The organism is Paracoccaceae bacterium Fryx2, assembly GCA_032334235.1.
Lineage (GTDB): Bacteria > Pseudomonadota > Alphaproteobacteria > Rhodobacterales > Rhodobacteraceae > JAVSGI01.
This window is the reverse complement of record JAVSGI010000003.1, coordinates 1257593-1269406: the sequence shown is the minus strand read 5'-3', so window position 1 is coordinate 1269406 and position 11814 is coordinate 1257593. Positions and strand designations below refer to the sequence as shown.

Annotated in this window: 10 protein-coding genes; 6 read left to right on the top strand and 4 right to left on the bottom strand. The window is 65.1% G+C overall.

Features of this window, described 5'->3' with window-relative positions:
* Window positions 1-4: 4 nt before the first annotated feature.
* From RNZ50_07205 to RNZ50_07180, 6 genes are all read left to right on the top strand, one after another.
* Window positions 5-682 (top strand): lysozyme, encoded by a 678-nt coding sequence (locus RNZ50_07205; GenBank protein ID MDT8854808.1) that lies wholly within the window; start codon window positions 5-7, stop codon window positions 680-682.
* Between the two features lie 3 nt (window positions 683-685).
* Complete coding sequence (locus tag RNZ50_07200; protein ID MDT8854807.1) at window positions 686-916, top strand: hypothetical protein; 231 nt, start codon at window positions 686-688, stop codon at window positions 914-916.
* Window positions 917-1000: 84 nt separating this feature from the next.
* Window positions 1001-1885 (top strand): DUF2163 domain-containing protein, encoded by an 885-nt coding sequence (locus RNZ50_07195; protein ID MDT8854806.1) that lies wholly within the window; start codon window positions 1001-1003, stop codon window positions 1883-1885.
* Window positions 1882-2316, top strand: a complete 435-nt coding sequence (locus tag RNZ50_07190) for a peptidase (GenBank protein ID MDT8854805.1) — start codon at window positions 1882-1884, stop codon at window positions 2314-2316. The genes RNZ50_07195 and RNZ50_07190 overlap by 4 nt, the downstream gene beginning before the upstream one ends.
* A 9-nt stretch (window positions 2317-2325) precedes the next feature.
* Window positions 2326-6291 (top strand): glycoside hydrolase TIM-barrel-like domain-containing protein, encoded by a 3966-nt coding sequence (locus RNZ50_07185; GenBank protein MDT8854804.1) that lies wholly within the window; start codon window positions 2326-2328, stop codon window positions 6289-6291.
* An 8-nt stretch (window positions 6292-6299) separates the two neighbouring features.
* The gene (locus tag RNZ50_07180) at window positions 6300-8225 is read left to right on the top strand and encodes a DUF2793 domain-containing protein (GenBank protein ID MDT8854803.1); all 1926 of its coding nucleotides are present in this window, start codon (window positions 6300-6302) and stop codon (window positions 8223-8225) included.
* On the opposite strand, the gene RNZ50_07175 is transcribed toward RNZ50_07180, so the two are convergent.
* The 4 genes from RNZ50_07175 to RNZ50_07160 all read right to left on the bottom strand — a co-directional run bounded on the left by RNZ50_07175 (window position 8219) and on the right by RNZ50_07160 (window position 11784).
* Window positions 8219-8734 carry a DUF4357 domain-containing protein gene (locus RNZ50_07175; GenBank protein MDT8854802.1) on the bottom strand — a complete coding sequence of 172 codons (516 nt, stop codon included), beginning with the start codon at window positions 8732-8734 and terminating at the stop codon, window positions 8219-8221. The genes RNZ50_07180 and RNZ50_07175 overlap by 7 nt on opposite strands.
* Before the next feature lie 216 nt (window positions 8735-8950).
* Entirely contained in the window at window positions 8951-9712 is a 762-nt protein-coding gene (gene istB, locus RNZ50_07170; protein MDT8854801.1) for an IS21-like element helper ATPase IstB, read from the bottom strand.
* Between the two features lie 12 nt (window positions 9713-9724).
* Complete coding sequence (istA, locus tag RNZ50_07165) at window positions 9725-11263, bottom strand: IS21 family transposase (protein MDT8854800.1); 1539 nt, start codon at window positions 11261-11263, stop codon at window positions 9725-9727.
* 74 nt (window positions 11264-11337) lie between these two features.
* Window positions 11338-11784: a GIY-YIG nuclease family protein gene (locus RNZ50_07160; GenBank protein MDT8854799.1), complete on the bottom strand. Its 447-nt coding sequence runs from the start codon at window positions 11782-11784 to the stop codon at window positions 11338-11340.
* Between the last annotated feature and the right edge of the window lie 30 nt (window positions 11785-11814).

Below are 11814 nucleotides of genomic sequence, written 5' to 3'. Positions count from 1 at the left end.
TCCCATGCACATGACTGACCGGGGGCTTCTGGCCCTCGTCCGGCACGAAGGACTCGTGCCCGGACCCTATCTCGATGTCAAAAACATCTGGACCTTCGGCATCGGCCACACCGCTGCGGCGGGGCCGCCCGATCCCGTACGGATGCCGCGCGGCATGCCTGCGGATCTGGATGCGGGGATCCGCGAGGCGTTCCGGCTCTTCGGCACCGACATCGTGGCCTACGAGGCGGAGGTGCTGCGCGCAGTGAAGGTGCCGCTGGAGCCGCACGAGTTCGATGCGCTGGTGTCGTTTCACTACAATACCGGCGGCATCGCCAAGGCCTCGCTGACCCGCCATCTGAACGCGGGCAATCGCGCCGCCGCAGCACAGGGGTTCATGGGCTGGCTTCGGCCCGCCGCGATCCGGTCGCGCCGAGAAGCCGAGCGCGATCTGTTCCGTGATGGCCGCTATGCGACCGGCACCATCCTGGTCTGGGCGGTCGACCGCAACGGGCGGGTGGATTTCTCGCGGCCGGTCCGGCGACTGACCACTGCCGAAGCGCTGGCATTGCTGCGCCCGGCAAACCTGCCGGTGGTCACCGCAATCGTCGCTGCACCGACATCGCAACCTGCCTCCGCGCCGCCGACCGGCTGGCTCGCACGCCTCGCAACCTTCTTTTCCAACTTCACCCGGAGGGTCTGACCCATGCGCTATTATCAACCAACCTCGCTCACCTGGTGGGCGGGACTGCTCGCCGTGCTGACCGGCAGCGGTGCGCTGTTCCTGCCCGACCAAGGCCAGCTTGCTGAACTGGCCCGACTGGTCGCGATCCTTGCCGGGGCGGGTGATCCTTCGCCGATGACCCTGATCACGCTCGGTCTTGGCCTCATCGGTCTGCGCGACCGCATCGAACGCGGGTTCCGCGGCGATGCTTGAGTTTCTGGCGGGCATGATTGTGGGCGGGGCGATGGGCGTGCTCATAGCCGCCCTCTGTGCGGCTGCGTCGAAGGGAGACAGGCCATGAAGGCGCTCCCGCCCGCGCTTCAGGCCCATCTCGACGAAGGCACGACGACGCTGGCCTGGTGCTGGCGGATCGTGCGCGCCGATGGGGTGACGCTTGGCTTTACTGATCATGATCGGGCCCTGACTTTCGACGGCACCGATTTCGAGCCGGAGAGTGGCTTTGCCGCCTCCGAGGTGCGCTCGGGATCGGACCTTTCCGTCGATGCGCAGGACGCCCAAGGCGTGCTGTCGTCTGACCGGATCACCGAGACCGACATTCTCGACGGACGCTGGGACAACGCGGCCGTCGAGGTCTGGCGGGTGAACTGGGCCGCGACCTCCCAGCGCCTGCTGATGCGGCGCGGGGCCATCGGCCAGATCCGGCGGGGACGGCTGGCGTTCGTCGCCGAGGTACGATCCCTGGCTCATTTGCTGGGCCAGACGGTCGGGCGGACGTTTCAGGCAACGTGCGATGCCGCCCTTGGCGATGCGCGGTGCGGGGTCAATCTCGATGCTCTGGCGCTCAAGGGAACCGGCATTATCATCGACCTGCTGCGCGACCGTGCCTTCACCGCCTCTGGCCTTGCCAGTTTCACCTCTGGCTGGTTCACCTTCGGCACCCTCGACTGGACCAGCGGCGCCAATGCCGGGCGGCGTGCAGAGGTGCTGGCGCATGATCTCGTCGACGGCGTGGCGGTGCTGACCCTGCTGGAAGCCCCGGTGCGCGCCATCGCCGCGACCGACACATTCACCATCCGCGCCGGGTGCGACAAGCGGATCGCGACCTGCGGCACGAAGTTCGCCAATGTCGCCAACTTTCGGGGCTTTCCTAATATTCCCGGTCAGGACGCCGTCTTGCGCTATGCCACCAAGGATGGCGGCCACGAAGGGGCGGTGCTGTGACAGCGGCCGATCCCGATAGGGTCATCGCCATCGCGCGGTCCTGGCTCGGCACGCCGTACCACGACCAGGCCAGCCTCAAGTGCGTCGGCTGCGACTGCCTCGGGCTGGCCCGTGGCGTCTGGCGCGAGGTGGTGGGGCCCGAGCCGTTCCCGATCCCGCCTTACAGCCGGGACTGGGGCGAGAGCGGCCCGCGCGAAGTGTTGGCCGAGGGCGCGCGCCGCATGATGCCGGAAATCGCGCCCAACGACGCCCCGCCAAGCGCGCTGATCCTGTTCCGCATGATGCCCCGCGCCATCGCCAAGCATGTGGGCATCCTGACCGGACCAGACACCTTCCTCCACGCCTATGAGCGGCTCGGCGTGATCGAGGAACCACTCACCCCCACCTGGCGGCGGCGCATCGCCTTCGCCTTCCTCTTTCCCCAACGCTGAGAGTATTACATGGCCACGCTTGTCCTCGGCGCTGTCGGCACTGCTATCGGCGGGGCCTTTGGTGGCGCGATCCTCGGATTTTCTGGGGCGGCCATCGGCGGCTTCATCGGTTCGACCATCGGCTCAGTGGTCGACAGCTGGATCGTGTCTTCGCTGGCCCCGGCACAACGCATCGAGGGCGCGCGGCTCGACACGCTTCGCATCACCTCAGCCACCGAAGGGGCTGTGATCCCGCGCCTCTACGGCCGGATGCGGATCGGCGGCAACATCATCTGGGCCACCGATTTCCGCGAGGAGACCAAGACCACCACGCAGGGCGGCGGCAAGGGTGGTGGCGGCGGTAAGGTCAAGACGACGGAATACCTCTACTATGCGAGCTTCACCGTGGCGCTCTGCGAGGGTCCGATCACCGGCATCGGCCGCGTCTGGGCCGACGGCAAGGCGATGGACATGACGGGCGTGACCTGGCGCTGGTATCCCGGCAACGAGGCACAGGCGGCAGACGGGTTCATTGCGGCCAAGATGGGGGCCGCGAACACGCCCGCCTATCGCGGCACGGCCTATGTCCTGTTCGAGGATCTGGCGCTGGCCACATTCGGCAACCGCCTGCCGCAGCTGTCGTTCGAGGTGTTCCGTCCGCTGGCCGACCCCGACACCGCCGAGGGTCTGACCCGCGCGGTTACCCTGATCCCGGCCTCGGGAGAGTTCACCTATGCGACCGAGGCTATCCGCAAGGGCAGCGGTGGCGCGACGGTCGCAGAAAACCTCAACGCGCTGCCCGATCAGCCCGACATCGTTGTGGCGCTGGACCGGCTGCAAGCCATGGCCCCGGCGGTCGAAAGCGTCAGCCTCGTCGTGGCCTGGTTCGGCAATGATCTGCGCGCGGGCTCCTGCAAGGTGAAGCCGGGTGTCGAGGTTGCATCCAAAGCCACCACGCCCGCCAACTGGTCGGTGAACGGGGTCAGTCGGGCCAGCGCGCATCTGGTCAGCCGCGATGCCGAGGACCGCCCGGTCTATGGCGGAACGCCTGCGGATTTCGCGGTGGTGCAGGCGATCCAGGAGATGAAGGCGCGCGGGCTCCGCGTCACGCTATATCCCTTCCTGCTGATGGACGTCCCGCCCGGCAACACCCTGCCGAACCCCTACAGTGCCAACGCCGCCACGCCGGGCCAGCCGTCATTCCCCTGGCGGGGACGGATCACCTGTTCCCCGGCTGCGGGCTTTGTCGGCTCGGTGGACAAGACCGGTACGGCGGCGACGCAAGTGTCGGCACTGTTCGGCGCGGCGACGCAGGGCAATTTCAGCGTGTCGGGCGAGACCGTCAGCTTTACCGGCTCGCCCAGCGACTGGGGCTTGCGCCGCATGGTGCTGCACTACGCGCACCTCTGTGCTGCGGCGGGCGGGGTCGATGCCTTCCTGATCGGCACCGAGATGCCGGGGCTCACCACCATCCGCTCGGGGGCCAGCACTTATCCGGCGGTCACCGCCTTCAAGACGCTCACGGCCGACGTCCGCAGCATCCTCGGCGCGGGCACGAAGATCGGCTATGCCGCCGACTGGTCGGAATACTTCGGCCATCATCCGCAGGATGGCAGCGGCGACGTGTATTTTCACCTCGACCCGCTCTGGTCGGATGCCAATATCGACTTCGTCGGCATCGATAATTACCTGCCACTGTCCGACTGGCGCGATGGCTTCGATCATGCCGACGCTCTCGAAGGCTGGCCCGCGATCTACGCCCGTGCCTATCTGCAATCCAATATCGCGGGTGGCGAAGGCTTCGACTGGTACTATGCCAGCGCCGCCGACCGCTCTGCGCAGATCCGGACAGCGATTACCGATGGTGCTGCAGCCAAGCCGTGGGTGTTTCGACCCAAGGACTTGCACGCATGGTGGACGAACCCGCATTTCAACCGGCCTGGCACCGTGGAGAGCGGTACGGCAACGGCATGGGTGCCGCAATCGAAACCCATCCGCTTCACCGAACTCGGCTGCCCCGCCATCGACCGGGGCACCAACCAGCCCAACGTCTTCTTCGACCCGAAATCGTCGGAGAGTTTCACGCCATACTTTTCGCGCGGCTGGCGCGATGATGCGATTCAGCGCGCCTATCTCGAGGCGAGCTACCTGCATTGGGGCGACCCGGCCAATAACCCGATCTCCACCATCTATGGCGGCCGCATGGTGCATGTGCCGGAATGTGCCGCCTGGACTTGGGATGCGCGGCCATACCCCTTTTTCCCCGAACTGACGGACGTCTGGACCGATGGACCGAACTGGCGGCTGGGCCACTGGCTGACCGGACGGCTGGGGGCGGTGTCGCTGGCGGCATTGGTGCGTCACCTCTGCCTGCGCGCGGGAATGCCAGAAACCCTGATCGACGTGTCCGGCCTTTGGGGCGCGGTCGAGGGCTATGCCATCACAGCTCTGGAAGCCCCGCGATCCTCGATCAGCACGCTGGCCCGGCATTTCGGGTTCGATGCCATCGAGACCGAAGGCATGATCCGCTTCGTCATGCGCGGCCGGGCGTCCAGCATCACGCTGACCCATGACGACCTCGTGGCATCGCGCGAAGGCGAGGCGCTGGAACTCGTCCGCGCGCAGGAAACCGAACTGCCGCAGGCGCTGAAGTGGCAGGTCGCCCGCGCAGACGAGGATTATGACGCGGCCCTCGTCGAAGCCCGCCGCATCACCGTCGACACCACCCGCATAGCATCGGAAAGCTTCCCGTTGGCAATTCCGCCCGAGGAGGCCGAACGCCGCTGCCGCCGCGCGCTGATGGAGGCCTGGATCGGTCGCGAGAGCGCCACCTTCCGTCTGCCGCCGTCGCGGCTGGCGCTTGACCCCGCCGACGTCATCCGGCTTATGCATGACGGCCGCGAGATCGAGTTGCGGCTGGTGTCCATCGCCGATTCCGATGGCCGGGGCATCGAGGCCGTCCGCCAGGATCGCGCCGCCTATGACCTGCCACCCGGCGATCCGCGCCCGGCATCGCTCACCCGGTCGGTAGTATTCGGCGCGCCGGACGTCGTTCTCCTCGACCTGCCGCAGCTTTTCGAGGACCAGCCCGCGCACCGGCCGATGGTCGCGGCCCATGCGGTTCCCTGGCCGGGCGAGATGGCGGTGTTCCGCAGCCCCTCAACCGATGGGTTCAACCTGCTGACCACCTTTGGCAGCCGCGCGCGGATCGGCATGCTGGTGTCGGACTTCTATCCGGGCCCGACCTCGCGCTTCGATCTCGGCAACGCGCTGGTTGTCGATCTGGCGTCCGGCACGCTGGAGAGCGTCACCGATCTGACCCTGTTCGGCGGCGCCAATGCGCTGGCTGTGGAATCCGCGCCGGGCATCTGGGAGATCGTGCAGGGGGGTGCCGCCGAACTGATCGCGCCCGGCCGCTATCGCCTGACCCGCCTCCTTCGCGGGCAGCGGGGAACAGAAGCCGCGATGGGCAATCCCACCCCGGCAGGGGCAAGGGTGGTGGTGCTGGATTCTGCCCTCACCTCGCTGCCGATCGCCGAGGCCGACCTCGGTCTGCCATGGAACTGGCGCATCGGCCCCGCGGCGCGGCCGGTCAGCGATGAGACCTTTGTCGCCACAGCCTTCACTCCAAATGGCGCTGGGCTGCGGCCATTCTCGGTCGCCCATGTTGAGCAGCCGTGGCGGACAGCGCGCAGCCCGGGCGATTTGACGATCCGCTGGACACGCCGGTCTCGGTCGTTGGCGGCTGACAATTGGGGCATGGGCGATGTGCCCTTGGCGGAAGACAGCGAGACCTATGAGGTCGAAATCCGCGATGGTGGGACAATCAAACGCACGCTGACGACCACCACGACCAGCGTCCTTTACACCGCTGCCCAGCAGACCGCCGATTGGGGCGCTCCCCTCGGCCCGGGCCAAACCCTGTCACTCCGCATCTTCCAGCTTTCGGCCCTCATCGGCCGGGGCGCTGGGCGATCTGTCACCCTCACGTTCTGAAAGCAGTCATGTCCGATATAACCACACACCTCCTGCTACCCTACATCTTGGCATCGCAGGCCCAAAAACATCTCACCCACAACGAGGCCCTACGCCTGCTCGACGCCATGGTTCAGCTGTCGGTCCTCGACCGCACGCGCACCACGCCGCCCGCCAGCCCTGCCGATGGCGACCGCCACCTTGTGGCCTCCGGCGCGACGGGGCTCTGGGCGGGGTGGGATCTGAACGTCGCCTTCTGGGTCGATGGCGTCTGGATGCGGCTAGTGCCGCGGCAAGGCTGGCTGGTCTGGATCGCGGCGGAACAGGCTTTCGTGGTCTGGAATGGCACCGCCTGGGATCCGGTCGGCGTGCCGCAGGATATCTCGGACGCGATCTTCAGCCTCGTCAACGACGCCGATCCGACGAAGAAGGCGTTGTTTTCGCTGTCGGGGATCACCACCGGCACAACCCGGACCTTCAGCCTGCCCAACACCTCCAGCGAGTTGGCGATCCTCGCAGGCACACAGACCTTCAGCGGCAACAAGACCTTTTCCGGCATGCTGACGGCCTCGGGCACCGTCACCGTCTCGGCGGCCTCGGCCAGCATCGGCACGGCGACGACAACCGCCACCTACGGAATGGGCATCGGGGCCACGACCACCGGCGTAACCAAGACCGTGAACTTCGGCACCGGCGGCGCGTCCGGATCGACAACGGTCGTCAACATCGGCTCGGCCACCGCAGGCGCTGGAGGCACCACGGTTGTGAACACGCCGACGGTCACCTTCGCTAATGCGGTGACGCAGGTCGGCATGCCCCAGGCCAACCTGACGGCTCAGCTTCTGGGCCTCGGGGGCGCGACGGCGGACGGCTACAATCGGTTGTCGGTCAACACCCCGGCGCTCTTGTTCAACAACGCCGGAGCCGGGATCGAGGCCACCGTCAACAAGGCGGCAGCCGGAAACGATGCGGCCTTCGCCTTCAAGACCGGCTTCTCTGCCAGGGCGCTGATCGGCCTGTTGGGCAGCGATGATTTCAGCTTCAAGGTCAGCCCGAACGGATCGACGTTCTTTGATGCCATCGTGGTGGACCGCACTTCAGGCCGGGTCGAACTGCCCGAACCGCTGGTGATGCCCGCCCTTGCTACAGCCCCCGATCCGCCGCCAGCAGGGAAACTGGCCGTCTATGCCCGCGACCGCGCCGGGGCTGGATGGCTCGATGTGCAGCGCCCCTCGGGCCGGTTCTTTCCGCTGCAACCCCACTTTGGGGTGAACCGGATTGCGACATGGGCGCCATCATCCGGCGCTACCGTGAATACCAATGGCATGCCGCGCACCGCCGTCGGCACCGTGGCCACGCCAACGCTCGCGACCACCAACCTCTCGACCAGCATGCGCCGCTGGCGGGTGACCAGCGCCGCCACGGCGGATGCGGTGGCCGAGGAACGCTCGGCTGGCTGGGTCTGCTGGCGTGGCAATGCCGATGGGCTTGGGGGCTGGAGCTACGTCAACCGGCTGTCGATGACGACGCTGCAGGCCACCGGCATGGCCTTCTTCGGGCTTTACGGGTCTGTCGCGGCACTGGCGACAACATTGACGCTAGCGACCGTGGTGAACTGCATTGGCATCGGCTTCCAGCGCGGCACCCATTCCAATTGGCAATTGGTGACCAACGATGCCAGCGGCGCGCCGACGCTGACCGATCTCGGTGCCAGTTTCCCGGTGAATAGCCTCACCAACGTGCTGACGCTCTACATTGCCGCCGCCCCGAACGGCTCGGACATTGGCGTGAGGGTGGTAGAGGAAGTCAGCGGCGCGGCAGTTGAATTCACCATCACCACCGACATGCCCGCCGCGACCCAGCTGCTGAGCCCGCGCAACTACATGAACAACGGCGCGACCGCAGCGGCGGTCGCCTACGACTGCTCGGGCGTTTACGTCGAGACCGACTATTGAGGAAGCGCTGCTTCCCCCTGTGCATCCGCACCATCAGTCCTATTGAGCGACTCACCTTGGCCCGCTTCCCAATCTCCGTAGTTTCTACCGTCAGCCGTTTTCCAAAGAATACGACCGTTAGCGCTTGCTCCAATTACTGTTGCGGCTGCGGCCGAGGCGGAAGAGAAGCTGTAGTCGCTGGTAAATAACAAGAAGTTACCATCCTGTCGAAGTACCCCTTTGTCGATCAGCGTATCGCGCAATGTAGTCGTGCCCTTTGGGATCGTCGTCGTCGTCCTTAGACGTGCTTTGGATCCATGCTTGACCATGAACTCGCCGGACGGCCCGAGTTCCATTTCGGCGGAAAACCCCTCGCCGCGAAATTGGAAGCGCGGGCTGTCGACAGAAGGAGCCTCCGGAATGTCTCGAACTGCCTGCGCCGGTTCCGTCACTCGCCCTCGCATTTCGCGAAATAGGTCCCAACCTAGCGCGCCGACCAGCGTCTTGGTTTGATCAACAAACTCGTCCATTGCTGCGCGATCAGGCAGGGGCAGCTTGCCAGCATTTCCGGAGGGCATGTTGCTGTTTGGAAGCGACCAGCGTGGGTTGTTCCCCGTGCTACGCATCAGGTGCGGATTTCGCGGAGAATGGGCGCTGATTTCGCGCGATCGTGGGCACGCGTTTCGCGCCATTCTGGGCAGTCATTTCACGGGATCGTGGGCAGGCTGGCCGACGCTTTCATGGAGTCAGGCTTGAACGATTTGGTCAAGCTTTTTTGTGACGGCGGAGCGCCTGCGCAGGCTTTCACCTGAGAGGGTGAGGCGGTGTGCGTTGTGAACGAGGCGGTCGAGGATGGCATCTGCGAGCGTTGGGTCGCCGATGGCTTCGTGCCACTGGTCAACGGGGAGTTGGCTTGTGACGATGGTGGAAGCGCGGCCGTGGCGGTCTTCGAGGATTTCCAGCAGGTCACGGCGCTCCGGGGCGGTGAGGACGGCGAGGCCCCAATCGTCAATGATCAGCACATCCATGCGGGCGATGGTTTTGAGGATGCGTTCATGGCGGCCATCGCCACGGGCCAGAGCAAGGGCCTCGAACATGCGCGGCGCACGTTGATAGAGGACGGGCCGCCCATCCCGGCACGCCTTGTGGCCAAGGGCGCAGGCGATCCAGCTTTTGCCCAAACCGGTCGGCCCGGTTATCAGCAGGTTCTCGTGCCGGGCGATCCAGCCGCCATCGGCAAGATGCGCCATGACACTGCGGTCAAGACCACGTGGGCTGCGCAGGTCCAGATCCTCGACGCTGGCATCTTGGCGCAGAGCCGCAAACTTGAGCCGGGAGGCCAGTTTCTTGGTGTCGCGCTCTGCAGCCTCGCGGTCGACCAGCAGGCCGAGACGCTCTTCGAACGAGAGGGCGTCGAAGGCGGTTGACCTGCGTTGTTCTTCGAGCGCCGATGCAATGCCGGTCAGGCCGAGCGCCAACAGTCGGTCGTGGGTGGGATGGGTCAGCATTTTAGTCCTTTCTCAATGGTAATAGCTGCCGCCACGAATGTTGGCGTGCTGGAGGGGGGCGACCTCTTCGGAGCCTTCCAGGAAGGCGCGATCGAGGCCGGTCTTGAGGATCGAACGAATGGAGGTGACGGTGCGGGCCCGGATGGTCACACCCCGCTGGCAGGCCGCATCAACGCGCTCCGGCCCATAGGTTTTGACCAAGGCCAGCACACCCAGGCAGGTGCGGAACCCCTGTTCAGGATGGGGGCGGTCAGCCATCACCATCTCGCAAAAGGCGGCGACGGCGGGGCCGGTCTTGGTTGCCTGCGCCAGCATTCTGGCCGGGGTCCATTCGGCAAAGCGACGATGGGCCGATGGCATATGGTCGGCCACGGTGACATGGCTGCGCCGCCCCGGGGTGCGCACGTGGCTCGCAACCCTCTGACCACGATGGAATATCTCGACCGTCTGGCCGCTTGTGCGAACATCGACCTCTTGTTTGATCAGCGCGAAGGGCACGGAATACCATGAGCTGTCGACCTCAACGTGATAGTCGGGTGCCACGCGGGCGCGCTTCCAGCGGGCGAAGACATAAGGTTCGGGCGGTAGGGGCTGAAGATTGGGCCGATCCAAAGTGGCAAACAGATCGGCGCGGCTGGCGCCATAGCCGCGCATCACGCGCATGTTCAACTCGTCCAGCAGCCGCCGGATCGCCACGTTCAACTCGGCCAATGAGAAGAACCGGTGGTTCCGCAGCCGCGCCAGAATCCAGCGTTGTGCCACTTGGACAGCCACTTCCACCTTCGCCTTGTCCCGGGGTTTGCGCGGCCGGGCGGGCAGAACGGCGGTGCCATAATGCGCCGCCATCTCGGCATAGGTCCGGTTCAGCCCCGGATCAAACCGGTCTGCCTTGATCACGGCGGACTTCAGATTGTCCGGAACCACCGCCTTTGGCACGCCGCCCAGAAAGGCGAACATCCGGATATGCGCGAGGATCCAATCTTCCAACCCCTCCGATGCCACCGCCTCGGCATAGGTGTGATTCGATGCCCCCATTGCCGCCACGAACAGCTTCATGGCCCGCGCTTCGCCGGTCGTGGGGTCGATCACGTCGATGGTGTCGCCGGCAAAGTCAACGAACACCTTCTCGCCGCCCACATGTGTCTGGCGCATCGTCGGGCGCACCCGACCCTTCCAAGCCTCGTAATGCGTGCAAAACCAAGTATAGGCAAAACCCCCGGGGTGCGCGGCACGGTATTCTTCCCAGAGCAGCATCCGCGTCACCCCAGGGCGGCGCAACTCGCGGTCAATCTCCGCCCAGTCGGGCACAAGCCGCTCCGCGTCCGGCACCGTGGGCGGGGCTGGAAACAAAAGAAGTTCAAGGCTGTCGTCATCGATCCCCTCCGGCAAGGGCCACGTGAGCCCGGCATGACGCGCCCGTTGGGTGTAGCTTCCGACGCTCCCCTTGCTCAGACCGAGGGAAGCGGCAATGGACCGCTCGCTCAGGCCTTGCCCAAGCTTCAATCGCAAAACATCTCGTATCCGGCGCATGTTCAATCGTCCTGTCGGCATCAAGCCACCCCTTCATTCCTGAAGGCGCAACTATCCTCAATTTGCCGACCAGACCTGCCCGCGATCCCGCGAAATCAGTGCCCAGCTTCACGCGAAATGACTGCCCATGATCCCGTGAAATCGATGCCCACCATCAAGCGAAACACGCACATCAGGCAGGCTTCAACGTAACGCGCATGGCTCTTGGTCAGGTTTTCGTCCTTGCTGATGAGAACAACAGTATCGGTCCAAAACTCCTTGCTGTCGCGTCCTGCCTTGTTTGAGTTGTGTGTGGACAGCCTATCGCCTATCGCTTCTGACTCGCCAATATATGCGATTTGCCGGTCAGGCTCGCTTTCATCCTCGCCGATGAGAATATAGACTCCTGGTCGCTCGACCTCAGGAAATGTTTTGCGCACCTCCCCCAATTTGTTGCGGCGGAAGGCGATGGCTTGGATTGTCGACATCATGATCTGGGCAACCCGGATACCGTTCGGATCGCCGTCGAGGAGGAAGATGTTGATCGAGCGAGGCTTGGTCAAGAAATTACTCCAAGATAAACACGGTCTTTC

Excerpts from the sequence above, each read along its gene's own strand:
- RNZ50_07205 (MDT8854808.1), top strand. The coding sequence starts at position 5 with ATGCACATGACTGACCGGGGGCTTCTGGCCCTCGTCCGGCACGAAGGA.
- RNZ50_07200 (MDT8854807.1), top strand. The coding sequence starts at position 686 with ATGCGCTATTATCAACCAACCTCGCTCACCTGGTGGGCGGGACTGCTC.
- RNZ50_07195 (MDT8854806.1), top strand. The coding sequence starts at position 1,001 with ATGAAGGCGCTCCCGCCCGCGCTTCAGGCCCATCTCGACGAAGGCACG.
- RNZ50_07185 (MDT8854804.1), top strand. The coding sequence starts at position 2,326 with ATGGCCACGCTTGTCCTCGGCGCTGTCGGCACTGCTATCGGCGGGGCC.
- RNZ50_07180 (MDT8854803.1), top strand. The coding sequence starts at position 6,300 with ATGTCCGATATAACCACACACCTCCTGCTACCCTACATCTTGGCATCG.
- RNZ50_07175 (MDT8854802.1), bottom strand. The coding sequence starts at position 8,734 with ATGGACGAGTTTGTTGATCAAACCAAGACGCTGGTCGGCGCGCTAGGT.
- istB (MDT8854801.1), bottom strand. The coding sequence starts at position 9,712 with ATGCTGACCCATCCCACCCACGACCGACTGTTGGCGCTCGGCCTGACC.
- istA (MDT8854800.1), bottom strand. The coding sequence starts at position 11,263 with ATGCCGACAGGACGATTGAACATGCGCCGGATACGAGATGTTTTGCGA.